The sequence below is a fragment of the Saliphagus sp. LR7 genome, from assembly GCF_003344565.1.
GTDB classification, from domain to species: Archaea; Halobacteriota; Halobacteria; order Halobacteriales; family Natrialbaceae; genus Saliphagus; species Saliphagus infecundisoli.
In genome coordinates this window covers 148,382-172,495 of record NZ_QPND01000006.1, presented here as the reverse complement: position 1 = coordinate 172,495, position 24,114 = coordinate 148,382, and the positions used below count along the sequence as shown (strand labels likewise).

Here is a 24,114-nt window from a genome sequence, read left to right as displayed (position 1 = left end):
GGAGACAACGATTTACCGTTCGGTCGCGGTACCGTGTCGCGACCGACGGCGCACTGACTCGTCTCCGACCCTATGACCCGCGATCCTGCAGATAGCTTTATTCTCACGGAATCGGAGAGTCATCCATGCGCCAGAGGTGGGAGGAGTCGCGGGCGGTCGCCGTAGCGTTGGTCCTCGCCAACGCCGTTCCGCTCGTCGGCGTCGTCTTCCTCGGCTGGAACCTCCACTCGTTGCTGGTGATCTACTGGCTCGAGAGCGGCGCCGTCGGCGTCGAGTCGGTCGCGAAGATCCGCCGTGCCGAGGGCGAGGACGACCCCGAGGACCTGCCGTCGCTGTCGCTCAACGACACGCCGGTCGCGTCGTTCGTCGGCCGGTCGAACGGGGCGATCGCGGGCTTCTTCGCCACCCACTACGGGGGGTTCTGGGTCGTCCACGGCCTCTTCGTGTTGGTCTTCCCGACGATGTTCCCCATGCCGACCGCCTCCCCGTCGGCCGTCGCGGGCTCTGTCGTCGCGCTCGCGGCCTACCACGTCGCGTCCTACCGGATCAACTACGTGGGGAAGAGTGAGTACGAGCGAAACGGGCCCGTGACGCTGATGGTCGAGCCCTACCGCCGGGTGTTCGTGCTCCACCTGACGATCGTCGTCGGCGCGTTCGCCGTCGCCTGGATCGGCGCCCCCGCGGGCGCGCTCGTCGTGATGGTCCTCGTCAAGACGGTGCTGGACCTCCGTGGTCACTGGAGAGAACACGACCGGGCACAGCGGCGAACCCCGCCGGAGGCGCCGACGGCCTGATGGCTCCTGTCCGGCTACTTCCGGCCGGCCCGCCAGGCGGCCCACGCCGCGACCCGGCGTTCGGTCGCGTAGACGACGGCCGTGGTGGCGACTCCGACCGCCAGCGCGAGCGCCGCCGCCCGGGGAATCGAGAGCAGGGGCTCGGCCAGCAGAGCGTACCCCTGGACGGCGACCAGGACGCTCATGACCCCGACGGCGCCCCACAGCGCCGCGGAGGCGAGCCGTCTGCCGCCGGGATCCTCGATGCTCGGAATCACGTTTCGGTCGTGGCCCCGGACGGCTCTAAAGCCGGCGATCGCCCGCCGGGGCGGTCGGGACCGCCGGAGCCAAGCCGCTCCGCTCCCGACAGTTGCCCGATGGCCCTCCCCGCCGCTCGCGCAGTCGGTCGCTGGCTCGCGGTTCTCCTTCCGGCCCTCGCGCTCGCCGGCCTCCGTGCCGGGATCCGTCGGGCCGCCGGAATCCCCTTCGCTCCGGTCTACGGCCGCGGCCGGATCGGCGCCGACTGGGCCGCCCGTCGGGGAATCACGGGCGAACCGGTCGCCGGGGAGGTCGAACGCTTCTCGATCTACGACCGTCCGGGGTTCGATTTCGAACGGATTCATCCCGAGATTCGGCGGTTCTACGAGGAGACCGGCGACTACGACCTCGAGTATCGGACCCGGTGGCACCCGCGGTTTCGCCTCGGGGCCTGGCTCTCTTCGTTCGTGACGAGCCGCCTCGAGCAACTGAACCTGCCCGGGCGAAACGACGACCGGACCCGAAGCCTCGAGAGCGAGCTCGCGGCCGTTCCCCGGGAAGTGGACCCACGGGGGTCCCGCGTCTGGACCCGGACCGACCCCGACGGGCGGGCGGTGTTCGTCGCCGTCTACGCGATCCATACCAGCGAGGACGTCACCTACGCGAACGTCGCCGTCCCGCTGCCGGGATCGAATCTCTCGACCGTGCTCCGTCCCGAACACGACGGGGAGGGGGTTAGATTCACGACCCGCGGCCCCGGCGACGGGGGCCTCTATCTCGTGACCCCGGTCGGAGCGGTTCGACTTCCGATGGACCAGCGCTTTCGGGTGCTGCCGCTGGATTCGGCGGACGGCGGGGATGTTCGGCCGTCCACCGAGGACTCCGATCTCGTCGCTGTCCACGAGATGTGGCTCTGCGGGCGCCAGTTCCTGACGATCCGGTACCGCATCACCCGATAGGGGCTACACCAGCACCTCGACCGCGTACCCCCGCTCCTCGATCGCCGCGATCAGCTCCTCGACGTGGTCGGGTCCCCTGGTCTCGAGGTCGATCTCGACTTCGGTGTCGCTCATCCCGATGTCCCGGGAGGTCCGGTCGTGCTGGATGCCGTAGATGTTCGCCCGGTGGGCCGAGAGCACCGCCAGCAACTTCTCTAAGGCGCCGGGCTCGTCCTCCAGGACCGTCCGGATCTTGACGTAGCGGCCGGTCTCGACCAGGCCGCGCATGATCACCGTCGTCAGCGTGTTGAGGTCGATGTTTCCCCCCGAGATGACGGGAACGACGACCTCGCCCTCGTTCACCTCGAAGTGCTCGAACAGCAGCGCCGCAAGCGGGACCGCGCCGGCGCCCTCGACGACGGTCTTCGAGCGCTCGAGGAGGTAGACGACGGCCATCGCGATCTCGGAGTCGGGGACGGAAACGACCTCATCGACGTACTCGCGGATGTGGGCGAAGGTGCGCTCGCCGACGCTCCGGGTCGCGATCCCGTCGGCCATCGTGTCCACCGAGTCGCGGGCGACGACCTCTCCCTTCTCCAGCGAGTCGGCAACGCTCGATGCACCCTGGGCCTGGACGCCGATCACGCGGACGTCGGGCGTTTCGGTTTTGATCGCGGCCGCGACCCCCGAGATCAGGCCGCCGCCGCCGATCGGGACGACGACGGTCTCGACCTCGGGGCAGTCCTCGACGATCTCGAGGCCGATCGTCCCCTGGCCGGCCATCACCGCCTCGTCGTCGAAGGCGTGGACGTACGTTCGCCCTTCCTCGCGTTCGATCTCGTGGGCGCGTTCGGCGGCCTCGGCGTAGTCGACCCCCGCGAGGACGACCTCCGCGCCGTAGCTTCTCGTCGCCTTGACCTTCGAGATCGGCGCGTTCTCGGGCATCACGATCGTCGAATCGACCCCGATCCGGGAAGCCGCGAGCGCGACGCCCTGGGCATGATTCCCCGCGCTCGCGGTGACGACGCCGGCCTCCCGGTCTCCCTCGGGAAGCGTCGCCAGCCGGTTGGTCGCCCCGCGGATCTTGAACGAGCCGGTCCGCTGGAAGTTCTCCAGTTTCAGACGGACGTCGGCGCCGGTCATCGCCGAATAGGTGTACGAGTGCGTCAGCGGCGTGTGTCGTGCGGTCTCGCGGACCCGATCCTCGGCCGCGAGCACGTCCGAACGCTCGAGCATACCATCGAGTATCGGGGGCGGGTCCAAAGGTGTGCTGCCCGAGGGCAGCGACAGGGTACAGGACAGTGCACGGCGTGTGACAGGGTCGTGCGCTCGAAGCGAGGGACGCTACGGGGATAAACCCGCGCCACGCGCGGTGAAAGTGAAACTACGACTCGTGAAGGGTGACACCGCCGTCTACGGTCGCGAGCACCCGATTGCGGAAGGGGCCCTCGCCCGGCCAGTCGGCGTTCACTTCCAGACGGTCGGGGTCGCCGACGTAGGTCCGGACCCGCCCTCCGCTCTCGCGGGGGATCGGAACGCGAACGTACAGCCCTCGATCGACCCCCTCGTAGGCGTCGAGCCGTTCGATTCCTTGAGGCGTGGTCCAGAGCAGTCGCCCCTCGACGCTCCCGCCGGGGACCAGGGTCGGATACTCGCCCTCGATCCGCCGAAGGCCCTCGACGGTCGCCTCTCCCAAGTACTCGTACTCGATCCCCTCGCCCGGCGTCGGACCGCCGACTCCCGAGGCGCGACCGAGCACCGCTTCGGCGCGCTCGGGGTCGGTGAGCGTTCCGTAGACGAAGACGAGCATACCCGAACTGCGTCGGCCAGTCACTTTCGTCTACCGTCAGCGTCAACACCCCCCGGCGGGTGTCGGTTCGTATGGAGGCTGACCGGTCGGTCCGGGCCCGCGTCATAGCGACCTGGAAGCAGGTACTCGGACTGGCCTGGCCGATCATGGCCGAGCAGACCACCCGGACGCTGATGCGGACCGTCGACATCATCGTCACCGGCCTCTTCTCGCCCGCGGCGATCGCCGCGATCGGTCTCGCAGACCTCTACGCCCGTCTCCCCCTGCGGATCGGCCTCGGACTCGGCGGGGGTGCCATCGCGCTCTCGAGCCAGGACACGGGCACGGGTGCGACCGCGACCCGCGACGAGGCGATCACCCAGTCGCTCCTCCTGGGCGCGCTCGCGGGGATCCCCTTCATCGCTTTCGGCTTTCTCCTCGGGGAGCCCGCGATCGCGATTCTGGGTGCCGAGAGCGAGGTCGCCCGGATGGGCGGGCTCTACCTCGGGACGGTCATGGCGACGGCGCCCGCGCGCCACGTCGGGCTGATCGCCGCCCGCTCGCTCCAGGGGACCGGCGACACCCGCTCGCCGATGTACGTCAACGTCGTCTCGAACCTGCTCAACGTCGCCGGCTCGGTCGTCCTCGGTCTGGGATACTTCGGGTTCCCCGAACTGGAGATCGTCGGCGTCGGGATCGCGACCGCGGTCGCGAACGTCTTCACCGCGGTCGTCCTCGTCGTCGTCATCGCCGGCCCCTGGCGCCAGGGCTCGCTCGTCCGGCCCACGGATCCGGTAATCACCAAACAGCTCCTCGTCGTGAGCGCCCCCCGGATCGCCGAAGGGGGGATGGCTACGGCTCTCGACTTCCCGTTCAACTCGATTCTCCTCCTCCTTGGCACCGAGGTCAACGCGGCCTACCAGGTCGGCCGCCGGCTCTACCAGCAGATCACCGGCCCGCTCTCGCGGGGATACAACGTCGCCGCGAGCGTCGTCATCGGCCAGCAGTTGGGCGAAGGCAACCCCGAGGAGGCCCGCTTTTCGGGGTGGGCGATCGCCGGCCTCGGGCTCGTGACCGTGGGACTGATCGGCGTCGTCCTCGCCGGCTTTGCCTACCGGTTCGTCGACGTCTTCACCGACGACGCCGAGACGATCGAGTACGCCGCCACCTTCGCACGGGCCTACGGGATCGGCGCGCCCTTCCTCGTCACCTACATCGTCCTCGCGGGGGCCTTGCAGGGCGCCGGCGACACGATCACGCCGATGGTCGCCCGGATCAGCGGGCTCGTGATCTTCTACGTCGGCTTCTCCTACGCCGCCGTCACCTCCCTCGAGTGGGGCGTGACCGGGATCGCCGTCGGCATCGTACTCAACTTCGTCTGGGCGCTCGCGGTCGTCGCCGCGGGATTTCGCTACGGGGGCTGGGCGGAGAAGGCGGCACGGATGATGGACGAGCGGGGGACGGCGACCGACTGACGAGGATTACCGGTCCTCGACGGGAACGAACTCCCGTTCGTCGGGACCGACGTAGCGCGACCGGGGACGGATCAGGCGATTGTCCTCGTACTGTTCGAGGACGTGGGCGATCCACCCCCCCGACCGGCTCATCGCGAAGATGGGGGTGTAGAGGTCGATCGGGATCCCCATCTGGTAGTACGTCGAGGCCGAGTAGAAGTCGACGTTGGGCGCCAGGCCCTTCTCGTCTTTGACGTACTCCTCGATGGTGACGCTCATCTCGTACCACTTGCGGTCGCCGGCGGCCTCGCCCAGGGACTCGCTCTGTTCGCCCAGGATGACCGCCCGCGGGTCCTTGACGTTGTAGACGCGGTGGCCGAAGCCGGGGATCCGCCGCCCCTCCTCTAGGGCCTCCGTGACCCAGTCGACCGGGTCGGCCTCGGCGGCGTCGACCTCCTTGAGGACCTCCATGACGTCCTGGTTCGCGCCGCCGTGGAGACTACCCCCCAGAGTGCCGATCGCGCTCGTCACCGCCGAGTGGAGGTCCGCGAGCGTGCTCGCGGTCACCATCGCCGAGAACGTCGAGGCGTTCAGCCCGTGGTCGGCGTGGAGGACGAGCGCCTGATCAAAGACGTCGGCCAGCACGTCGTCGGGCACCTCGCCGTTTAGCATGTAGAGGAAGTTCGCGGCGTGTGCGAGGTCCTCGCGGGGTTCGATCGGCTCCTCGCCCCGGCGGGCGCGTTCGAACGCCGCGAGGATCGTCGGGATCTTCGCGGTGATCCGCCGGCCCTTCCGGAGGTTCGCCTCCCGGTCTGCCGGATCGTGTTCGGCGTCGGGGTCCGTCGAGGAGAGCTGGGAGACCGCGGTCCGAAGCGCCGCCATCGGCTCCTCGTCGGCGTCGGCCAGCGCCCTGACGGTGTCGAGAACCGCGTCGTCGACCTCGCGAGCACCCGCCATCGCCTCCCGGAACGAGGCGAGGTCGGCCTCGTCGGGAAGCTCGCCGTGCCAGAGCAAGTAGAGGACCTCCTCGTAGCTCGCCCCCGCCGCGAGATCGTCGATCGTATAGCCGCGATAGACGAGCCGGCCCGCGTCGCCGTCGATAGAACTGAGTCCCGATTCGGCGACCAGTACCCCCTCGAGCCCTTTCCGTATCTCGTCGGCCATACGCCAGTGTTGCCTCCGGGGTGGAAAAGTATTGCCGTTCGGTCGCTGAGGCGGCCGATCGGCGACGAACGTCCGCTTTCGCCCCGGTATGATCGGAGAGGGTGTCGGTCCGTCCGGGAGTTCCGGACGAACGTTGGGTCTCCGGTCGGCTTGGGTTCGGGAGGCGACAACGCTTTTCTCGTCGGCCGCGCAAGCCCGGCGTATGAGCCCGTCTCCGGACGTGGAGTACCGGCCCGCGAGCGTCAAGGAGGTGCTCGCGGAGATGAAAGACACCGCCGAGCTGTTGATCGACCTCTCGTACTCGGCGGTGCTGTTCGGTAGCGAAGGGGTCGCAGAGGAGGTCCTCGCCTTGGAAGAGCGGATGGACCTCCTCCAGATGCAAGCCCGGATGAGCCTGCTGATGGCCGCCCGGACGACCGACGACGCAGAACAGCTCGCGCCCGTGCTGGGCGTCGTCGGCGCCGCAGAGAAGATCTCGGACGCCGCCGGCGACATCGCGAAGGTGGTGTTAGAGGAGATCGGTCTCCCCGACGCGATGCGGGCCTCGCTGCCCGAGGCCGTCGAGTCGATCGTCCGGGCGACCGTCGGGGAGGACTCCCGGTTTGCCGGGCGCACGCTGGGCGAGATCACCTTCGAAACCGAGACTGGCGTCCGCGTGATCGCGATCCGGCGCGGGGGCGAGTGGCTGCTCGATCCGACCCACGAGACGAGTCTGGAGGCCGGCGACGTCGCGCTCCTCAGAGGGGCCGAGGAGAACCTCCCGCCCGTCTACGAGTCGATCACGGGCGAGCCCTACGCGGTTCCCGACCCGGTCGAACCCGCGATCGACGACTTAGAGCGTGCGGTCGACGCGATCGTTCTGATGAAGAACATGAGCGAACTCGCGGTCGACCTCGCCTACGGCGCCGTCCTCTACGATAGCACGGAGCTCGCCGAGGAGGTCGCCGCCCTCGAGGCCGAGGTCGATCAGCTGGAATCGCGCTTCGAGGCCTGGACGCTGCGGGCCGCGGCGGACGTCGCGGATCCGGTCGTCCTCCGGGGGCTGGTCCACCTGGCGGGCAGCACCGAGGTGATCAGCGACGCGGCCCTGGAGATCAGCGAGGGCGTCCTCCGGGGGATCGGCACCCACCCGGTCGTCGCCGAGGCGGTCCTGGAGAGCGACGAGGTGCTCGTTCGCTCGACGGTCGGGGAGGGGTCGCGTCTCGACGGGACGACCATCGGCGAGCAGACTGTCCGGACGGACACGGGCATGCGGATCATCGCGGTCCGGCGCCCGCGGGGCTCGCCGAGCACGGAGGACGACGAGTGGGAGACCCAGCCCGGCCCGGACACCCGACTCGCGGCCGGGGACGTGATCCTCGCGAAGGGGACCCGTACGGGCGCAGACCGCCTCGAGGAACTCGTCTGATCAGCCCGCTTCGATCTCCCGGGACACCCGGAGGGCAGAACGGACGGTGAGCACGACGGCGATCAACATACCCGTGGTGACGGCGACGACGCCGGCGAGTCCGAGATAGAGGAGCCACGACTCCTGGGTCTCGCCGGGGAGGACGAAGACGGCAAAAAGCGCCGCGGCGAAGAGGCTCCCGGCGAGCAGGCCGATCGCCGCGTTCCGCTTGGCGCCGACGGTCACGAGCGCGCGGGCCAGTGAGGGGCGATCCGGGCGGTTCTCGGGGTTCTCGGACACGTACGTGTGTAGCGCCCGCGCGTACAAAATCGCGTCGGCTTCTCCCCCGCGTCTCCTTGCCCGCTCGGCCCCACGCTGGCGTCCGGATAACGGCTCCGTACTCGCTCGTGGGGCCGGATCACACGGGCCGGCAGGGAACGGATAACTAATCCCCGTTCGTCCCCGAGGGAAGGGTATGTGGCCGTGGGAACACGCCATCGTCGGCTACCTCGCGTACTCGTTTTTCTGCCGGCTCTACTACCGGGAGTCGCCCGACGGGCTCGCGGCGTTCGCGGTCGTCCTCGCGTCGGTCGGTCCGGACCTGATCGACAAACCCCTGACCTGGCAGTTCGGCGTCCTCGAGAGCGGCTATTCCATTGGCCACTCCCTCTTTTTCGCGGTACCGTTCGCGCTCGTCGCCGGCGCGCTCGCGCGGGCGGCGGGGCGACCACGGGCGGGGATCGCCGTCGGGATCGGCTACCTCTCGCATCTCCCGGCGGACGTGTTCTATCACTACGCGACCGGGAGCCCGACGCGCTGGGAGCTCGCGCTCTGGCCCGTCCGGAGGACCCCCCCGGAGGGCCAGTACGGGCTGGTGGGCCACACGACTGAGCTGCTCGTCGCCTACGGCCACCGGCTGCTGGCCGGAGGGGCCTCGGGGTACGTCCGGCTCCAGCTCGCGATCGCCGCCGGTGCCTTTCTGGTGTGGCTCGCCGACGGCGCACCGGTCCTACGGGAGATCCTCGTCGGCGGCAGGCGGCTCCTCGCCCGCTCGCATGCGGGTCGGTGACCGCCGACCGAGAGCGAGTCGTAATGTATTTTAGCGTTACCCTGCTACGTCGGAGTGCGTGTCCGGGTTAGGGTAGTGGACCATCCTTCAGCCTTGTGGAGGCTGAGACGCGGGTTCGATTCTCGCACCCGGACCTCGTCCTGCGAACGAACGTGAGCAGTGACGAGTCCACGGGAGAGAATCCAATCAGGGAGTGAAGCGAGCAGTGCGAGCGAAACGACCGTGGTTCGATTCTCGCACCCGGACTTTCTGGCGACGAACGAACGTGAGGAGCCGAACGTCCGACCGAGATCGAACCCTGCCAGCCGCAACGGCCGAACGCAGTGAGACCGACCGTCTGGCTTCGGTTCGATTCTCGCACCCCGATTTCGAACCTCGCCAGGAATACGCACGCGAACCGATGTCTTTTCGGTGGCCCGGCGTCCGAGATAGTTCAATGAGTATCTCCGCCAGCGTTCCTCGAGGCCGCCCGTTCCGGGCCTCTCGAGCGGGGCCTGGAACGGGCCCGTCGGAATCGGCGTACGGCGAGGCCGAGTGCCGTGGAGGTGGGGTCGATGGCTGACTCCGTCCCCGACGAGGAGCCGGGAGACGCCGAACCCGACGGCGGCGTCCGGGCGTACACCGTTCGCCTCGAGCTCGTCGACGAACCCGGCGAACTGCTCCGGACGCTGGAGCCGATCGCAGACCACGGCGGGAACCTCCTCTCGATCCACCACGAGCGGGGGAACATTACCCCGCGTGGGCACATCCCGGTCGAGGTAGACCTCGAATGCCCCCCCGAGCGCTTCGAGGAGATCGTCGGGGCGCTCCGGGAGGCGGGGATCAACGTCATCCAGGCCGGCGCGGACCGCTACGGCGAGGAGGTCAACGTGATCCTCGTGGGTCACCTCGTCGAGACCGACCTCTCGGATACGCTGTCGGCGCTCCAGGGGACTGACGGCCTCTCGGTCGTCGACCTCTCGCTTGCGGCCCCCGAGGGGATGGACGCGGTCTCGAGCGCGCGGGTCCGACTGGCCGTAGACGCCGGCCGCGCGGAGTCGGCCCTCGAGACGGTCCGGGAGGTCGCCGAGGGAAAGGACCTCTCGGTCGTCGAGCCGCTCCTGGGGGGTGGTGAGTGATGGACCTCGCGATCCTCGGTGCCGGCGCGGTCGGACGATCGGTCGCCGACCTCGCGGACGACTACGGCCACCGGGTCGTCGCGCTCGCGGACTCGACGCACGCGGCGGTCGCCGAGGAGGGAATCGAGGCCGACGCCGCGCTCGGCCGGAAGGAAGCGGGCGATCCGCTCGGCTCCCACGAGCCGGAGGCGGTCTTCGACGCTCCCTACGACGCCCTCGTGGAGGCGACGCCGACGACCCTCGGGGACGCGGAACCCGGCTTCTCCCACGTCGAGCGCGCACTCGCCGACGACCGCCACGTCGTCCTCGCGAACAAGGGTCCCGTCGCCGAACGCTACGACGAACTCCGGGAGCTGGAGGCCGCGAGCGCGGGCTCGGTCCGGTTCGAGGCGACCGTCGGCGGCGCCATCCCCGTGCTCTCAACGATCGAGGACTGCACCCCCGAGTCGGTCACCGCAGTTCGGGGCGTCCTGAACGGGACCGCGAACTTCATCCTCACGCGGATGGCCGCGGAGGGACTGGACTACGACCACGTCCTCGCGGAGGCCCAGGACCTCGGGGTGGCGGAGGCCGACCCCACCTTCGACGTCGACGGCACCGACGCCGCCCTCAAGTTCGTCATCCTGGCGAACGTCCTGGGCGGGGGCGGTTTCTCCCTTGCGGACGCGACCGTCGATGGGATTCAGGACGTGCCGGGCAGTGCCCTCGAGCTCGCAAGCGAGGACGGGCGGACGATTCGGCTCATCGGCGAGGCGACCCGCGAGGGCGTCCGGGTCGGTCCCAGACTCGTGCCCGAAAACGGCGCGCTCGCGGTGACCGGGACCCGGAACATCGTCCAGATCGAGACCCGCGAGGCGGGCAGTCTCCACAACAGCGGCCGTGGCGCAGGGGGCCCCGAGACGGCGACCGCGGTGCTCGCGGACGTCGGCCGGCTCGACTGACGGTCGCCCCGCCACTGGCTCGCGTGTGATCGTGGGACAAACCGCAGGACTGCGTGGCGATCGGCGTGAGGGGGTTTCGAAATGGTTTTAACCGCAACGAGCAAAGGGGACCGATATAAGCGCCTTCGCGCGTGAGCTACAACAATGAGCGAGGACAAACCACACCAGAACCTGGCCATCATCGGCCACGTCGACCACGGAAAGAGCACGCTCGTCGGGCGACTCCTCTACGAGACGGGGAGCGTTCCCGAGCACGTCATCGAACAGCACCGCGAGGAAGCCGAAGAGAAGGGTAAGGGCGGCTTCGAGTTCGCCTACGTGATGGACAACCTCGCCGAGGAGCGCGAGCGCGGGGTCACCATCGACATCGCCCACCAGGAGTTCGATACCGACGAGTACTACTTCACCATCGTCGATACGCCTGGCCACCGCGACTTCGTCAAGAACATGATCACCGGGGCCTCCCAAGCCGACCACGCCGTCCTCGTCGTCGCCGCCGACGACGGCGTCGCGCCCCAGACCCAGGAACACGTCTTCCTCTCGCGGACGCTGGGCATCGAGAAGCTCATCGTCGGGATCAACAAGATGGACCTCGTCGACTACGACCAGGGCGACTACGACGACGTCGTCGCCGAGGTCAACCAGTTGCTCGACCAGGTCAACTTCCAGGTCGACGACAACTCGTTCATCCCGATCTCGGCGTTCGAGGGCGACAACATCGCCGAGTCCTCCGAGAACACGCCGTGGTACGACGGCCGGACCCTGCTGGAGACGCTCAACGACCTGCCCGAGAAGGAGCCGCCGACGGACGCGCCGCTTCGGCTCCCGATCCAGGACGTCTACACCATCTCCGGCATCGGGACCGTCCCCGTGGGACGACTCGAGACCGGGACGATGAACGTCGGCGACAACGTCTCCTTCCAGCCCAGCGACGTGGGCGGCGAAGTGAAGACGATCGAGATGCACCACGAGGAAGTCCCCTCCGCGGGCCCCGGCGACAACGTCGGGTTCAACGTTCGGGGCATCGGCAAGGACGACATCCGCCGCGGTGACGTCTGTGGCCCCGCCGACGACCCGCCGAGCGTCGCCGAGACGTTCCAGGCCCAGGTCGTCGTCATGCAACACCCCAGCGTGATCACCGCGGGCTACACCCCCGTCTTCCACGCCCACACGGCCCAGGTCGCCTGTACGATCGAGTCCATCGACAAGAAGATGGATCCCTCCTCGGGCGAGGTCGCAGAGGAGAACCCCGACTTCATCCAGTCGGGCGACGCCGCGGTCGTCACCATCCGACCCCAGAAGCCCCTCAGCATCGAGCCCTCCAGTGAAATCCCCGAACTCGGGAGCTTCGCCATCCGCGACATGGGTCAGACCATCGCCGCTGGCAAAGTGCTCTCGGTCAACGAGAAATAGATGCAACAGGCACGCGTTCGACTCGCGGGCACCAGCCCACAGGACTTAGACAACATCTGTGACGACGTCCGCGAGATCGCAAACAACACCGGCGTCAACCTGAGCGGTCCGATCCCGCTCCCCACGAAGACCCTCGAGATCCCGACCCGGAAGTCCCCGGACGGCGAGGGCACCGCGACCTGGGAGCACTGGGAGATGCGCGTCCACAAGCGCCTGATCGATCTGGACGCCGACGAGCGCGCGCTCCGCCAGCTCATGCGCATCCAGGTGCCAAACGACGTCTCGATCGAGATCGTCCTCGAGGACTGAGACGGTCGGAGACGACGATTGACCGTTCGGCCGCAGTGCCGTATTGCGACCGACGGTGCATCGACTCGTCTCCGGCCGTATGCCGGCACCGGCCGACGACGCCGTTCTCGTGTCCTCGAAACGGCCGAAACGGCTGATACGGACTGCGAACCTCTTTTAGACGGTCGCGGTCCCGCCACCGGTACACACGTAGAGCAGAACGGTCTGTGCGCTTTTGTAGCTCCCCCGCGTACGGACCGGTATGTCGGAGTTCCTCCCGGGACACGATCGGGAGTCCCAGTCGGGATCGGCGACGGCGGGATCGGAAACCGTGGGAGGCGCCGGTCCGCTCCTCGAGACGCTCGGGCTGTTCGCCGTCGTCGCCCTCGCGCAGCTCGTCGCTGGCGCGGCCGGGGCGATGACCGGTCTGTTCGTCCTCTCGGCGCCGGTCACGAACGACCCCTGGACGGTCGTCACGAGCGTCTACGCCCACGGCGGGCTCGGACACCTCCTCTCGAACAGCCTCGCACTGGTCGTCTTCGGCTGGCCGGTCGCACGGGCGACGACGCGGGTTCGGTTTCACGCCTTCTTCGTGGCGACCGGCGCGGTCGCTGGTCTCGCCCAGATCTGGGTGATGGGACTGTTCGGCGCCCACGCGGGCGTTCTGGGGGCCAGCGGTGCGGTCTTCGCCCTGCTCGGCTATCTCGTCGCCGGCAATCGGCTCTCCTCGGGGATCGCCGCCTGGGTATCGGTCCCCCGGTGGGTGACCGTACTGGTCTTTCTGGTGCTCGCCGCCGCGGTGACGGTCGCGACCGCGGCCCCCCAGGTCGCGCTGGTCGCTCACTTCGTCGGCTTCTTGTTGGGGCTCCTCGCGGGCCGTGCGGGCGTGTTACAACCCCAGTAAGGATCGAAGCACAAGCTACAAATAGCGACACGGGTTACGACCGGGTGCGGGCTCGTAGATCAGCGGTAGATCGCTTCCTTCGCAAGGAAGAGGCCCTGGGTTCAAATCCCAGCGAGTCCACTCACTCGATTCTCTCGTTCGCGGACTCGCTGTACCTCGCAAACGCTTCGCGTTCACTCACTCCCAGCGAGTCCACATGCGTTCGTGGCTTCTAGCGCCCGATTACTCGAGCGCTGCGACTTCGACGGTCATCCGGTCGTCGAACGAGAGTTCGATGCGGTGGCCGTCGTGGTCGAAGGTGACGGTGCCCGCCCGAGAGCGCCGGGAGGTCGGTTCGAACAGGCCGTTCAGCGCGTCGGGATCGACGCTGTCGTGAAGGGGTGTCACGTCGGCGGTCTCGACGCCACGTACGTCGGCGATCGCGGTGACCACCGCCGTCGTCGGCGTCTCGGCCCCGCCGATCCTCCGGCGTACGACCTCTCCCGTGTCCATGGATACGTCCTATCACGGTCCTCGGTAAAAATCTGTCGCCAAAACCGGACGTAATCGCCGTATTTCGTCGATCATTGCCGGATTCGGAACCGGATTATTAATCGTTCTGTTCGTTCGTCAACCACCGGTCAGCGATCGGGGAGACGCTCGGAGAGCCGGTCGAACCGCTCGTCTACGGCCTCGCGGCGCTCCTCGCTCTCGCCCTCGCGGTGGTCGGCTCCCACGAACTCGCCGTCGGCGACCGTGACCGAGAGGACGGCCCCCTCGTAGCGACCCTCGCGGGGGAGCCGGTCGGCGGCGACGTCGAGCTGGTCGATCGCTCGGGGCCCGTCCTCGCTTGACGCGTCACACCCCGGCCCCGCCTCCATGAGGATCACGGCTGTCTCGCCGTCGACGATCCGGTCGACCACGCCGGTGTAGCTCCCGTCCATGGGGGAGGTGTAGGCACGGCACGGGCATCAATCGTGGGATCGGCGAGTTCGCGGCGCTCGTCGGCGTCGGGTCGTTCCTCCCGAAGGTCCTCGGGATCGGTCGAGAACTCCTCGGCGGGCGCGACCGAGAGCTCTCGGCCGTCGGTCGTGACGACGACGTCGCCGTGGACCGCGGTCCAGTAGGTCTCGATCCCGCGGTCGGCGAAGGAAGCGAGGACCTCCTCGTGTGGATGGCCGTACTGAGAATCGCGGGCGCTCGAGATCACGGCGACCTTCGGGTCGACGGTGGCGAGGAGGGGATCGCTCGAGGAGGTCGCGGAGCCGTGGTGGCCGACCTGGTAGACGTCGGACGCGAGGGCGTCGCCGCGGGCCTCGACCATCCGGGCTTCGGTCGCCGCCTCGGCGTCGCCGGTGAAGAGGGCGGTTCGGTCGCCGTACTCGACGGTGAGCGCGACGCCGTTTCCGTCGAGGTCCTCGCCGGCGGTGTCCGCGGGCGGGTTGTGGAACTCGACCGACGCCGCTCCGACGTCGATCGCATCGCCCTCCCGCACCTCGTACAGCGTGACGTCGTGGCGCTCGACGGCGTCCAGGTACCGTTCGTACGTCCGGGAGGTGTGGACGACTCCAGAGTCGTAGACCGCGCCGATCCCGTCGTACTCCGTCTCGTAGGCGTCGATCACCGCCTCGTGGCCGCCGATGTGGTCGGCATGGGCGTGCGTGGAGACGAGGTGGTCGATCCGCTCTACGTCCTGCTCGCGCAGGGCCGTGAGGACCCGCTTCCCGTCGTCGCGCCAGTCGCCCGAATCGACGAGCATCGCCTCGCCGTTGGGGAACTCGACGACGGTCGCGTCGGCCTGGCCGACGTCGAGGTAGCGAATCCGAAGCTCGCCCCCGGGGACGTCGGTCGGCGTCTCCTCTCTCCCGAGATCCGATCCGTCGTCGGCGTCGGCCCCCGATTCCGTCGGCGTCGTGTCGTCCGTATCGTCGGCCTCGGGAGCGCCGCTTCCCGAACCGGCGTCTGGACCGATTCCGGGTGCGATCCCGATTCCGACGACGAGCACGGCGACAAGGACGACAACGAGGACGACGGCGACGAGCCATCCTCCGGCCGCTCGAATCCGGCTCACCGCCCTTCCCGTCCCGTTGGGTGTGTTCCGATCGTCGGACCCGTCACTGTGGGCGGAAACGCCGGCCGTGCTGATAGCTGTTGGGTCGGCCTCTCGGGACCAACGGGACGAACCGTCGCAGCCGGGCGGGAGTGGGGAAGGGGAGAACTCGTCTCGCCCGGGCAGATATCTCCGGTTCGGCACGACCCTGGGAACGGTGGTGGGAAAGGTCGTGCGTATCGACCGAGGGAGAGCAGATGTATAGCCCTGCGGTCGGCATATTCAGGGTCGGCTCCGGCGACGAGCCCGAGCCGGTCGCACGGCTCTCGACGGACTCCCTCGGAAAAACTCGGGCCGTTCGCTGTCGTACACGTCGCCCCTTCGGCGGGGACGCCTACTCCTCGGTCTCCTCGTCCTCGAGTTCGCCGCGGACGAAGGCGGCCTCGGCGCTTTCCTGGCCGGCGTCGGCGGTGGGGCCTTCGAGGAGGGTCGCGAAGTCGTCGACCTCGTCGTACTGGTCCCGGTAGACCAGCGCGGCTTTCCCCGTTTGAGTGATCTCGTAGAGGCCCGAGCGTTCGGCGGGGCCGATCTTTCTGACCAGTCCGTAGTCCTCGAGGACGGGCAGGCGGGTGTTGATGTTCTTGCGGCTCTTGTCCGTGTGGGCCTGGAGGTTCGTCGCGACGTTGCGTCCCGTCTCCTCTAAGGCCGCCAGGATCAGGAAGTCCGTGGGTCGTCGGAGTTTCATCGGTCATCGTACTCCCTCCTCGATAATAGGTCTTCTGGCTATTTGCGTTGCCAACGCCGGAACGCTATCTGTAACGGCTGTTTTCCGCGGCAGTGACGAACGACGGCGGAGTCGGGACTGCGATCGGTCGCGTTCGATCCCCGGAGAACCCGGCGCTGGGTCGGACGACCGGGTGACGGTCGTCCCGTCGATCGGGACGTCGTCTCCCCGGCGGTCCGGGTTCAGTCGGCGGCCGGCGCCGCGAGGTCGGCGTTCGCTTCGGCGAGCGCCCGTTCGGTGTACACCTCGAGGAGCTGTGCCCGGAACTCCCCCGAGGCTCGCAGGTCGTCCATCATCAGCGCCGTGTCGAGGCCCTCGCCCGCGCGGGCGGCTGCGGCCTCGATCGTCTCCTCGTCGACGGAGCCACCCGCCAGGGCGTCCTCGACGCCCTCGAGCCGGACCCCCCGGTCCATCACGCCGCTGGCGCCGACGCGGACCGTCTCGGCGGCTCCGTCCTCGACCGAAAGCAGGGCGGCGACGCCGACCATCGCGTACCCCGAGGAGGGGCTCGCTCGCTTGACGTAGGTGCCGACGGCGCCGGCGGCCGAGGGGACCTCGATCCGGGTCAGGAGCTCGTCGGGACCGATGTCGGTCGCGTACATTCCCAGGTAGAACTCCTCGGCGGGCACGTCGCGCTCGCCGTCGGGTCCCTGGACGACCATCGTCGCATCCGAGACGAGCACCGCGCCGGGGAGGTCCGAAGCGGGGTCGGCGTGGGCGACGTTGCCCCCGACGGTCCCCCGGTTGCGGACCTGCCGGTCGCCGACCTGCTCGACCGCCGCGGTCAGCGCGGGCGCGTGCTCGCGGGCGGCTTCGGCGTCTAAAACGTCGCTGTAGCTCGTCATCGCGCCGATGGTAAGCGTCCCGCCGTCGGCCGTGACGCCGGTGAGCTCTTCGATCCCGCCGATGTCGATCAGGATGTCGGGACTCGAGAGCCCGCTTTTCATCGCCGGGAGCAGGCTGTGGCCGCCCGCCAGTAGCTCGGTCTCCGCGTCGCCGTGTTCCTCCAAGAGCTCGATCGCTTCGGCGGTCGTTTCCGGCTCGTGGTAGTCGAACCCGTCAGGAATCATCGCTTCTCACCTCCCTCGTCGTCGCCCTCGCCAGGCGGGGACCCGCCGTCCGTGGTCGCCCGTCCGTTCGTCGCCTCCCAGACCCGTTCGGCGGTCAGCGGCATCTCGATGCCCTCGACGCCAAAGGGTTCGAGGGCGTCGGCGACGGCGTTGACGACGGCCTGGGGGGCCGCGATGGTGCCGGCCTCGCCGACACCTTTCACTCCCAGGGGGTTGTGCGGGCTCTCGGTCACGGTGGAGTCGGTCTCCATCTCGGGGATGTGGTAGGTCTTCGGGACCGCGTAGTCCTGCATCGAGCCGGTCAGCAACTGTGCGTTCTCGTCGTACTCGGCGCCCTCGTAGAGGGCCTGGCCGATCCCCTGGGCGATCCCGCCGTGGATCTGGCCCTCGACGATCTTGGGGTTGATCTGGTTGCCGACGTCGTCGACCGCGGCGTATTGCTCGAACTCGATCTCCCCCGAGTCGGGATCGACCTCCACGACCGCGACGTGGGTGCCAAACGGGAAGACGAAGTTGTCCGGGTCGTAAAAGGAGGTGGCCTCGAGCCCCGGCTCCATCTCCTCGGGCATGTCGTGGGCGAGGTAGGACTGCTCGGCGACCTCCTTGATCCCTAGCGAGCGGTCGGGCGCGCCGGCAAGCCGGAACTCGCCGGCCTCGAACTCGATATCGTCGGGATCGGCCTCGAGCTGGTGGGCCGCGATTTCCTTTGCCTTCTCGACGAGCTTTTCCGAACTCTTGACGAGCGAGCTCCCGCCGACGGCCGCCGACCGGGAGCCGTAGGTGCCCATCCCGTGTGGGATCTCGTCGGTGTCGCCCTCGACGACCTCGACGTCGTCGTAGGGGATGCCGAGCTCGTTGGCGACGATCTGGGCGTACGTCGTCGCGTGACCCTGCCCGTGCCCCGAGGTGCCACAGAAGGCGGTGACCGTCCCGGAGGGATGGAAGCGGACGAGACTGGACTCCCAGAGGCCGGCCTGGGCACCCAGTTGGCCGGCGAGTTCCGAGGGGGCGAGCCCGCAGGCCTCGATGTAACAGGAGAAGCCGATCCCCAGATACCGACCTTCCTCGCGGGCTTGCTCCTGGCGCTCGCGGAACGAGTCGTAGTCGACCATCTCGAGGGCCTTGTCGAGAGGCTTCTCGTAGTCGCCGCTGTCGTAGACGACGGCGACCTGGGTCTCGTAGGGGAATTCGTCCGCGGGAACGAAGTTCAGCCGGCGGAACTCCGCGGGGTCCATGTCGACCTCGCGGGCGCCGAGATGGGCCAGGCGCTCGACGACGAAGGAGGCCTCCGGGCGGCCGGCGCCCCGGTAGGCGTCGACCGGCGGAACGTTCGTGAACGCGCCGGTCACCGAACAGTGGATCGCGGGGATGTCGTACTGGCCCGAGAGCAGGGTGCCGTAGAGCCAGGTCGGTACCGCGGGGGCGAACGTCGAGAGGTAGGCCCCGAGGTTCGCCTTCGTGTCCACCCGCAGGCCCGTGATCCTCCCGTCGTCGTCCATCGCGAGTTCGGCCTCCGTCCGATGGCCCCGTCCCTGGGCGTCGGTGACGTACGTCTCCGTGCGTGTCGCGGTCCACTTGACCGGACGCTCCAGGTCCTTGGCGATCCAGGCGGCGAGGGCCTCGTCGGCGTAGTGGTGGATCTTGCTCCCGAAGCCGCCGCCGACCTCCGGGGCCTTGACCCGGAGTTTGTGCTCGGGGTGGCCGATGACCCCCGACATCAGCAGCCGGTGGAGGTGGGGGTTCTGGGAGGTCATGAACACCTCGAGTTCCTCGGAGCCGGGACTGTAGTCGGCGACCGCCGCACGGGGCTCCATCGCGTTCGGGACCAGCAACTGGTTCTCGACGTCGATCGAGACCGTATGCGACGCCGACTCGAACGCCTCGTCGGTCGCGTCGCTATCCCCGAGTTCCCAGTCGAAGGCGACGTTGTCCTCGCCGTGGAGCGCGGGAGCGCCCTCGTCGAGTGCCTCCCTGGGGTCGGTGACGGCGTCCCGGCGGCCGTAGTCGACGGAGACGGCCTCGGCCGCGTCGCGGGCCGTATAGCGGTCCTCGGCGACGACGACCGCGATCGCATCGCCCTGGTAGCGAACGCGGCCGTCGGCCAGGATCGGGTGATCGACCTGCTCTAAACTGTCGAGCAGCCAGCCGGTCGGCAGCGAGAACGACCCGCCTTCGGGCGTGTCCTCTCCGTGGAGGTCCTCGTGGGTGTACGTCGCGACGACGCCCTCCATCTCCTCGGCCGCGCTCGTATCGACGCCCTCTAGATCGGCGTGGCCGTACTGGCTCCGGGCGACGGCCATGTGGGCCATCCCCGGACGCTGGATGTCGTCGGTGTACTCGGCGTCGCCGGTGATGAGCGCGGGGTCCTCCCGGCGTTCGATCGCCGAGCCGAGGATGTCGGCGGCGTCGACCTCTTCGGGGTCCATCGAGTCGATCGTCACTCGCCTTCACCCCCCGGCCAGCGGACCTCGCCGCCGTCGGCCACCGGTTCGTCCAGCTCGGCGGCGGCGTTCTCGACGGCGTTGACGATGTTCTGATAGCCCGTACACCGACAGAGGTTCCCCTCTAACCCCTCGCGGATCTCCTCGCGGGAGGGGTCGGGGTTCTCCCTGAGGAGATCGGTCGCCGTCATCATCATCCCGGGAGTGCAGTAGCCACACTGGAGGCCGTGTTCCTCCCGGAACCCCTCCTGGATCGGATGGTAGTCGTCACCGCTCTCGAGCCCCTCGACGGTCTCGATCCGCTCGCCGTCGGCCTGGACCGCGAGCACCGTACAGGACTTGACGGCCTCGCCGTCCATGTGGACCGTACAGGCCCCGCAGGTAGTGGTCTCACAGCCGACGTTCGTCCCCGTATAGCCGAGTTCGTCCCGGAGCGCGTGGACGAGCAGGGTCCGTGGCTCCACCGAGAGCTCGTGGTCGGTCCCGTTTACCGTCAGCGTGATCTCGTGGTCGGTCATGGTCGTGGCCGGGACGCCTCGGGTCGCTCGCTCGAGCCGGCTCTCCCGGGGACCGTCGGCTCGCTCGGGGCCTTGGCATCGGCGTCTCCGAACTCAGTGAAGATTGTACACATACACCACTCTACACCCCACCTATATAATTATAGTTCTTTGCAATGGATCGGCGGCGCGCTTGCCGGCTGCGATCGGCTGATGGCCGTCGCGGACCCAGTCTCGACGATCGCACGCCTCCGAAACTATTATATCGGATAACTCACAACTTCGGCCCATGGGCACCGTCGACTCCGAAGCGGGACACCCCTTCGAGAACCCGCTCTTTCGCTACGGGATCGGTCTCTCGGGAGCCATCGTCATCATCGCCGTCGCGATCCTCTACCTCGACGGCGTCGCCCGCTACGTCGCGCTCGCGATCGCGGTCCTCGACGGAGCGGTGACGCCGAAGATCCTCGAGTACGCCGCCGCTCAGGACGCTCAGACGTAGCCCTCTTCGACCAACAGCTCGCCGTTCAACACGCTCGCGCCGGCAGCACCTCGAAGCGTGTTGTGGGCGAGGCAGTTGTACTGGATGCCGAACGTCGATTCGCGGACGCCGCCGGCGGCGATCGCCATCCCGTCGCCGACGGTTCGGTCGAGGCGGGGCTGGGGCCGTTCGGGGTCCTCGAAGACGTGGATGAGCGGCTCGGGCGAGGAGTGAAGCGAAAGCGATGGGTACTCCGCAAACGCCTCCCGAACCTCTTCGGGGGAGGGGTCCTCGCTCGTCTCGATCCAGACGTTCTCGAGGTGGCCGTCGATCGTCGGGATCCGGTTGCAGGACGCGGCAACCTCCATTTCGTGATCGGCGAGCGCGGTGCCGTCGAACTCCCCGAGCAGTTTGCGGGACTCGGTCTCGAGTTTGGCCTCCTCGCTGCCGATGTGGGGGATGGCGTTGTCGATGATCTCCATCGACGTGACGCCGTCGTAGCCCGCCCCCGAGACCGCCTGGAGGGTCGCGACGTGGACCGTCTCGAGGCCAATACCCGCCTCGGCGAGGGCGGCGAGCGTCGGAACGAACGTGATCGTCGAGCAGTTCGGGTTCTTGACGAGCGCGCCGTCCCACCCGCGCTCCTCGCGCTGGATCTCGAGGGCCTCGAAGTGATCCCCGTTGACCTCCGGGATCACGAGCGGGACGTCGGACTCCATCCGGGCGTTCGAGGAGTTCGAGGAGACGACGTAGCCGGCCTCACAGAACGGGGTTTCGACTTTCGCGCCGACGCTCGAGGGCAGCGACGAAAAGAGCAGGGGGACGTCGTCGGGCACTGCTTCGGGAGTGGTCGCGGTGACGGTCATCTCGCCGACCTCCTCGGGGATGGGGGTGTCGATGCGCCACTTCGCGACGTCGCGGTAGGGGTGGCCCGCGCTCTCGTCGCTTGCTGTCAGGGCCGCGATCTCGAACTCGGGATGGGGTTCTAAAAGCTGGATCAGGCGCTGTCCGACCGCGCCGGTGGCGCCGAGAACGCCGACTCGTACTGTCATTGCCCGGGGTCGGGGACGGTGGCGCAAAGACGTTTGGGTTCGGGCCAGTATCGACTCCCCGGCGCCGGCGCCGGACGGCGATTCCCGACAGCTATCGACCGGCGGTCACCACCGGTGGTGGACGTGCTCGCGGACGGACTCGTCGTAGACCTCGGTCACCGTCGCCCGCTCCTCGTCCGACAGCGACCGCAACCTCGAGGCCGCGGCGTTCGCCCGGACGTGCTCGGGGTTCGTCGACCCCGGAATCACCGTCGTCACTGCATCGAAATCGAGGATCCACCGGAGGGTGAACTGGGCCATCGACCACTCCTCCGGTACTGCGGGCCGGAGTTCGTCGACGGCCTCGAGGCCGACCTCGTAGGGAACTCCCGCGAAGGTCTCGCCGACGTCGAAGGCGTCGCCGTCGCGGTTGTAGTTGCGGTGGTCGTCCTCGGGGAACTCAGTGTCGGCGTCGAGGGCGCCCGTCAACAACCCGGAGGCGAGGGGAACCCGGACGATGACCCCGACGTCGCGGCGATCGGCCTCCCGGAAGAACAGTTCCGTCGGGCGCTGGCGCAATGGATTTGCGATGATCTGGACCGTCTCGACGCCGGGGTACTCGATCGCTTTGAGCCCTTCCTCGCAGCGCTCGACGCTGACGCCGTAGTGGGCGATTTTCCCCTCGTCGACGAGGCCCGAAAGCGCCTCGAACGTCTCGGGCTGGTAGTAGGCGTCCGTCGGCGGGCAGTGCAGTTGGAGGAGATCCAGCGTCTCGACCCCCAGGTTCTCGAGGCTTCGATCGACGAACTTCTCTAAATGCTCGCGGTCGTAGTCGGCGGCGACGTGGGGGTCGAGCCGTCGGCCGGCCTTGGTCGCGACGACCGGCTCCGCGTCGTGGTCGGCCAGGACCTCCCGGATCAGTCGCTCGCTGCGGCCGTCGCCGTAGACGTCGGCGGTGTCCAGGAAGGTGATACCGGCGTCGAGAGCGGCCCGGATCGCTTCTCGACCTTCGTCCTCGCTAACCTCTCCCCAGTCTGAACCGACGTTCCAGGTTCCCATGCCGACCTCTGTGACGTCGTAGCCGGTCGTCCCGAGCGCACGCTCGTCGATATCGGTCTCTGCCGTGTCCATACCCGACGTTGTGGCCGGACGGCTATAGTCCTTCAGCTACCGGAGGACGGGCTCGTCGAGAACTCGCGTTCAGGCGGGGACTTCGCTGCCCTTCTTGCGGGTGACGTAGCCCGCGACCCGGTTCCGGACGCCCTTGGACTCGATGTTGGTGAGCTTCATGACACTGTCTTTGTTCTGCTCGAAGTCGGTGGTGAACGCCTCCGGGTACCGCTCTAGGAGCAGGTTCCCCGTCTTCTTGACGTAGGCAGGTTTGATGGCCATGGGGGAAGCTCTCTCCCTGAGGGCCTTAATAGGCACCATTTCTGCCGAATCGATTAGGGCCTTCGCCGTCCGGTTCGACGCCCGCAGTTCGGCCTCCGGGGCGTCGTGGGCCAGTTCGTGCGGTCGGACCAGGTGACTCGGACTCGGCGATCCACTGCGTCTCCCCGATCACTCGTCGACGGATCGAACCACGCCGAGTGCAGCGCCGATCCATCTCGCAAAGCCCGTCTCGACGACGACGGTCACGAGGATGACCAGAAACACCGTCCCGAGCAGGACGTCCGCGCCCGCCGGATCCGAGGGAGGCGCCCCCGTCTCGAGGCGGATGGCGAACAGCGTGGCGACCAAGGCGGGGATGATCCCGCGCGGACCGATCGCGCCGACGAACAGGCGCTCGCGGACCGTGAACCCACAGCCGATCGTCGAGACGAAGACGGCAAGCGGGCGGAGCACGACCATCACCACCGCGACGACCGCGAGACCGGCGACGCCGAGCGCGAGCAGTTCGGAGAACTCGAGCAGCGCCGCGAGCGCGATGAAGACGAACGAGAGGACGAGGACGGTCACGTCCCGCTTGAACCGGTGAACGCTCTCTTGGTGGGGTAACTCGACGTTGCCGAGGACGAATCCCGCGGTCGCCGCGGCCACGATGCCGGCCTCCGAGAACACCGAATCGGCCGTCGCGAACGCGGTGACCGCCGCGGCGAGGACGAGCAGCCGGGCCACCTGTGGCGCCGGATCGGGGGGAAGTTCGACCCGCGTGAGCAGCGGATCGAGATCGACGGGGATGGACACCGGTTCACCACCCTCTCCGCCGCTCGGAGCCGTCCGTCTCGGCTGTCACGGCGACCATGAACCGCGAACTACGGCTCCCAGCGGTAAAATCCTCGTGG

At 68.3% G+C, this 24,114-nt stretch carries 27 protein-coding genes and 2 tRNA genes; 13 read left to right on the top strand and 16 right to left on the bottom strand.

From position 1 onward, the window contains the following. The first annotated feature begins 125 nt into the window (after window positions 1-125). Window positions 126-794, top strand: coding sequence for a DUF6498-containing protein (locus DVH23_RS10775; protein ID WP_114577430.1), 669 nt, complete (start codon window positions 126-128; stop codon window positions 792-794). Window positions 795-808: 14 nt separating this feature from the next. Here the strand turns inward: DVH23_RS10775 and DVH23_RS10770 are convergent, their stop codons facing one another. Beyond that, complete coding sequence (locus DVH23_RS10770; protein ID WP_114577429.1) at window positions 809-1,051, bottom strand: hypothetical protein; 243 nt, start codon at window positions 1,049-1,051, stop codon at window positions 809-811. 99 nt (window positions 1,052-1,150) lie between these two features. Between DVH23_RS10770 and DVH23_RS10765 the strand changes: the two genes are divergently transcribed. After that, the gene (locus DVH23_RS10765; RefSeq protein WP_114577428.1) at window positions 1,151-1,990 is read left to right on the top strand and encodes a hypothetical protein; all 840 of its coding nucleotides are present in this window, start codon (window positions 1,151-1,153) and stop codon (window positions 1,988-1,990) included. 3 nt (window positions 1,991-1,993) lie between these two features. Here the strand turns inward: DVH23_RS10765 and ilvA are convergent, their stop codons facing one another. Together ilvA and DVH23_RS10755 are read right to left on the bottom strand one after the other, a co-directional pair. After that, a complete protein-coding gene (gene ilvA / locus DVH23_RS10760; protein ID WP_114577427.1) occupies window positions 1,994-3,205 on the bottom strand; it encodes a threonine ammonia-lyase in 1,212 nt (403 codons plus the stop codon). 148 nt (window positions 3,206-3,353) lie between these two features. Next, a complete protein-coding gene (locus DVH23_RS10755; RefSeq protein ID WP_114577426.1) occupies window positions 3,354-3,779 on the bottom strand; it encodes a gamma-glutamylcyclotransferase in 426 nt (141 codons plus the stop codon). A 71-nt stretch (window positions 3,780-3,850) separates the two neighbouring features. On the opposite strand from DVH23_RS10755, the gene DVH23_RS10750 reads away from it, so the two are divergent. Then, window positions 3,851-5,233, top strand: coding sequence for an MATE family efflux transporter (locus tag DVH23_RS10750; RefSeq protein WP_232833745.1), 1,383 nt, complete (start codon window positions 3,851-3,853; stop codon window positions 5,231-5,233). A gap of 6 nt (window positions 5,234-5,239) precedes the next feature. Here the strand turns inward: DVH23_RS10750 and citZ are convergent, their stop codons facing one another. Further along, on the bottom strand, window positions 5,240-6,376 hold the full coding sequence (citZ, locus tag DVH23_RS10745; protein ID WP_114577425.1) for a citrate synthase: 1,137 nt from the start codon (window positions 6,374-6,376) through the stop codon (window positions 5,240-5,242). A 202-nt stretch (window positions 6,377-6,578) separates the two neighbouring features. Between citZ and DVH23_RS10740 the strand changes: the two genes are divergently transcribed. Further along, window positions 6,579-7,784, top strand: a complete 1,206-nt coding sequence (locus DVH23_RS10740) for a potassium channel family protein (RefSeq protein WP_114577424.1) — start codon at window positions 6,579-6,581, stop codon at window positions 7,782-7,784. Here the strand turns inward: DVH23_RS10740 and DVH23_RS10735 are convergent, their stop codons facing one another. Then, on the bottom strand, window positions 7,785-8,063 hold the full coding sequence (locus DVH23_RS10735; RefSeq protein WP_114577423.1) for a hypothetical protein: 279 nt from the start codon (window positions 8,061-8,063) through the stop codon (window positions 7,785-7,787). Between the two features lie 175 nt (window positions 8,064-8,238). On the opposite strand from DVH23_RS10735, the gene DVH23_RS10730 reads away from it, so the two are divergent. From DVH23_RS10730 to DVH23_RS10695, 8 genes are all read left to right on the top strand, one after another. Continuing rightward, complete coding sequence (locus DVH23_RS10730) at window positions 8,239-8,832, top strand: metal-dependent hydrolase (RefSeq protein WP_114577422.1); 594 nt, start codon at window positions 8,239-8,241, stop codon at window positions 8,830-8,832. 61 nt (window positions 8,833-8,893) lie between these two features. Continuing rightward, a tRNA-His gene (locus DVH23_RS10725) sits at window positions 8,894-8,966 on the top strand. A gap of 420 nt (window positions 8,967-9,386) precedes the next feature. Next, the gene (locus tag DVH23_RS10720) at window positions 9,387-9,950 is read left to right on the top strand and encodes an amino acid-binding protein (RefSeq protein ID WP_114577421.1); all 564 of its coding nucleotides are present in this window, start codon (window positions 9,387-9,389) and stop codon (window positions 9,948-9,950) included. Next, entirely contained in the window at window positions 9,950-10,891 is a 942-nt protein-coding gene (locus DVH23_RS10715) for a homoserine dehydrogenase (RefSeq protein WP_114577420.1), read from the top strand. Before DVH23_RS10720 ends, DVH23_RS10715 begins: the two co-directional genes overlap by 1 nt. 144 nt (window positions 10,892-11,035) lie before the next feature. Continuing rightward, on the top strand, window positions 11,036-12,304 hold the full coding sequence (gene tuf, locus DVH23_RS10710) for a translation elongation factor EF-1 subunit alpha (protein ID WP_114577419.1): 1,269 nt from the start codon (window positions 11,036-11,038) through the stop codon (window positions 12,302-12,304). Continuing rightward, on the top strand, window positions 12,305-12,613 hold the full coding sequence (rpsJ, locus tag DVH23_RS10705; protein WP_114577418.1) for a 30S ribosomal protein S10: 309 nt from the start codon (window positions 12,305-12,307) through the stop codon (window positions 12,611-12,613). It begins immediately after the preceding gene. Between the two features lie 241 nt (window positions 12,614-12,854). Further along, on the top strand, window positions 12,855-13,496 hold the full coding sequence (locus DVH23_RS10700) for a rhomboid family intramembrane serine protease (protein WP_114577417.1): 642 nt from the start codon (window positions 12,855-12,857) through the stop codon (window positions 13,494-13,496). 48 nt (window positions 13,497-13,544) lie between these two features. Then, window positions 13,545-13,616: transfer RNA gene (locus DVH23_RS10695), tRNA-Ala, on the top strand. Window positions 13,617-13,718: 102 nt separating this feature from the next. Here DVH23_RS10695 and DVH23_RS10690 read toward each other — a convergent pair. The 7 genes from DVH23_RS10690 to DVH23_RS10660 all read right to left on the bottom strand — a co-directional run bounded on the left by DVH23_RS10690 (window position 13,719) and on the right by DVH23_RS10660 (window position 20,338). Next, window positions 13,719-13,988 carry a HalOD1 output domain-containing protein gene (locus DVH23_RS10690; protein WP_114577416.1) on the bottom strand — a complete coding sequence of 90 codons (270 nt, stop codon included), beginning with the start codon at window positions 13,986-13,988 and terminating at the stop codon, window positions 13,719-13,721. Window positions 13,989-14,116: 128 nt separating this feature from the next. Then, entirely contained in the window at window positions 14,117-14,419 is a 303-nt protein-coding gene (locus DVH23_RS10685; RefSeq protein WP_114577415.1) for a DUF3006 family protein, read from the bottom strand. Further along, entirely contained in the window at window positions 14,362-15,546 is a 1,185-nt protein-coding gene (locus tag DVH23_RS10680; RefSeq protein WP_114577414.1) for a ComEC/Rec2 family competence protein, read from the bottom strand. The genes DVH23_RS10685 and DVH23_RS10680 overlap by 58 nt, the downstream gene beginning before the upstream one ends. Before the next feature lie 373 nt (window positions 15,547-15,919). Continuing rightward, window positions 15,920-16,270, bottom strand: coding sequence for a winged helix-turn-helix transcriptional regulator (locus tag DVH23_RS10675; protein ID WP_114577413.1), 351 nt, complete (start codon window positions 16,268-16,270; stop codon window positions 15,920-15,922). A 221-nt stretch (window positions 16,271-16,491) separates the two neighbouring features. Further along, on the bottom strand, window positions 16,492-17,379 hold the full coding sequence (locus DVH23_RS10670) for a xanthine dehydrogenase family protein subunit M (protein WP_114577412.1): 888 nt from the start codon (window positions 17,377-17,379) through the stop codon (window positions 16,492-16,494). After that, entirely contained in the window at window positions 17,376-19,820 is a 2,445-nt protein-coding gene (locus DVH23_RS10665; protein ID WP_114577411.1) for a xanthine dehydrogenase family protein molybdopterin-binding subunit, read from the bottom strand. The genes DVH23_RS10670 and DVH23_RS10665 overlap by 4 nt, the downstream gene beginning before the upstream one ends. Beyond that, entirely contained in the window at window positions 19,817-20,338 is a 522-nt protein-coding gene (locus DVH23_RS10660) for a (2Fe-2S)-binding protein (protein WP_114577410.1), read from the bottom strand. The genes DVH23_RS10665 and DVH23_RS10660 overlap by 4 nt, the downstream gene beginning before the upstream one ends. Before the next feature lie 268 nt (window positions 20,339-20,606). On the opposite strand from DVH23_RS10660, the gene DVH23_RS10655 reads away from it, so the two are divergent. Continuing rightward, window positions 20,607-20,819, top strand: coding sequence for a hypothetical protein (locus DVH23_RS10655; protein WP_114577409.1), 213 nt, complete (start codon window positions 20,607-20,609; stop codon window positions 20,817-20,819). Here the strand turns inward: DVH23_RS10655 and asd are convergent. The 4 genes from asd to DVH23_RS10635 all read right to left on the bottom strand — a co-directional run bounded on the left by asd (window position 20,810) and on the right by DVH23_RS10635 (window position 24,016). Further along, window positions 20,810-21,850, bottom strand: a complete 1,041-nt coding sequence (asd, locus tag DVH23_RS10650) for an aspartate-semialdehyde dehydrogenase (RefSeq protein WP_114577408.1) — start codon at window positions 21,848-21,850, stop codon at window positions 20,810-20,812. The two genes, DVH23_RS10655 and asd, sit on opposite strands and share 10 nt — an antisense overlap. A gap of 105 nt (window positions 21,851-21,955) precedes the next feature. After that, complete coding sequence (locus DVH23_RS10645) at window positions 21,956-22,939, bottom strand: aldo/keto reductase (RefSeq protein ID WP_114577486.1); 984 nt, start codon at window positions 22,937-22,939, stop codon at window positions 21,956-21,958. A 90-nt stretch (window positions 22,940-23,029) separates the two neighbouring features. Beyond that, window positions 23,030-23,221: a 30S ribosomal protein S17e gene (locus tag DVH23_RS10640; RefSeq protein ID WP_114577407.1), complete on the bottom strand. Its 192-nt coding sequence runs from the start codon at window positions 23,219-23,221 to the stop codon at window positions 23,030-23,032. A 168-nt stretch (window positions 23,222-23,389) separates the two neighbouring features. Then, window positions 23,390-24,016, bottom strand: a complete 627-nt coding sequence (locus tag DVH23_RS10635) for a cation:proton antiporter (protein ID WP_394342628.1) — start codon at window positions 24,014-24,016, stop codon at window positions 23,390-23,392. Window positions 24,017-24,114: the final 98 nt, after the last annotated feature.

Coding starts and splice junctions, on each gene's coding strand:
- DVH23_RS10775 (WP_114577430.1), top strand. CDS start 126: ATGCGCCAGAGGTGGGAGGAGTCGCGGGCGGTCGCCGTAGCGTTGGTC.
- DVH23_RS10765 (WP_114577428.1), top strand. CDS start 1,151: ATGGCCCTCCCCGCCGCTCGCGCAGTCGGTCGCTGGCTCGCGGTTCTC.
- ilvA (WP_114577427.1), bottom strand. CDS start 3,205: ATGCTCGAGCGTTCGGACGTGCTCGCGGCCGAGGATCGGGTCCGCGAG.
- DVH23_RS10755 (WP_114577426.1), bottom strand. CDS start 3,779: ATGCTCGTCTTCGTCTACGGAACGCTCACCGACCCCGAGCGCGCCGAA.
- DVH23_RS10750 (WP_232833745.1), top strand. CDS start 3,851: ATGGAGGCTGACCGGTCGGTCCGGGCCCGCGTCATAGCGACCTGGAAG.
- citZ (WP_114577425.1), bottom strand. CDS start 6,376: ATGGCCGACGAGATACGGAAAGGGCTCGAGGGGGTACTGGTCGCCGAA.
- DVH23_RS10740 (WP_114577424.1), top strand. CDS start 6,579: ATGAGCCCGTCTCCGGACGTGGAGTACCGGCCCGCGAGCGTCAAGGAG.
- DVH23_RS10730 (WP_114577422.1), top strand. CDS start 8,239: ATGTGGCCGTGGGAACACGCCATCGTCGGCTACCTCGCGTACTCGTTT.
- DVH23_RS10720 (WP_114577421.1), top strand. CDS start 9,387: ATGGCTGACTCCGTCCCCGACGAGGAGCCGGGAGACGCCGAACCCGAC.
- DVH23_RS10715 (WP_114577420.1), top strand. CDS start 9,950: ATGGACCTCGCGATCCTCGGTGCCGGCGCGGTCGGACGATCGGTCGCC.
- tuf (WP_114577419.1), top strand. CDS start 11,036: ATGAGCGAGGACAAACCACACCAGAACCTGGCCATCATCGGCCACGTC.
- rpsJ (WP_114577418.1), top strand. CDS start 12,305: ATGCAACAGGCACGCGTTCGACTCGCGGGCACCAGCCCACAGGACTTA.
- DVH23_RS10700 (WP_114577417.1), top strand. CDS start 12,855: ATGTCGGAGTTCCTCCCGGGACACGATCGGGAGTCCCAGTCGGGATCG.
- DVH23_RS10690 (WP_114577416.1), bottom strand. CDS start 13,988: ATGGACACGGGAGAGGTCGTACGCCGGAGGATCGGCGGGGCCGAGACG.
- DVH23_RS10685 (WP_114577415.1), bottom strand. CDS start 14,419: ATGGACGGGAGCTACACCGGCGTGGTCGACCGGATCGTCGACGGCGAG.
- DVH23_RS10675 (WP_114577413.1), bottom strand. CDS start 16,270: ATGAAACTCCGACGACCCACGGACTTCCTGATCCTGGCGGCCTTAGAG.
- DVH23_RS10670 (WP_114577412.1), bottom strand. CDS start 17,379: ATGATTCCTGACGGGTTCGACTACCACGAGCCGGAAACGACCGCCGAA.
- DVH23_RS10660 (WP_114577410.1), bottom strand. CDS start 20,338: ATGACCGACCACGAGATCACGCTGACGGTAAACGGGACCGACCACGAG.
- DVH23_RS10655 (WP_114577409.1), top strand. CDS start 20,607: ATGGGCACCGTCGACTCCGAAGCGGGACACCCCTTCGAGAACCCGCTC.
- asd (WP_114577408.1), bottom strand. CDS start 21,850: ATGACAGTACGAGTCGGCGTTCTCGGCGCCACCGGCGCGGTCGGACAG.
- DVH23_RS10640 (WP_114577407.1), bottom strand. CDS start 23,221: ATGGCCATCAAACCTGCCTACGTCAAGAAGACGGGGAACCTGCTCCTA.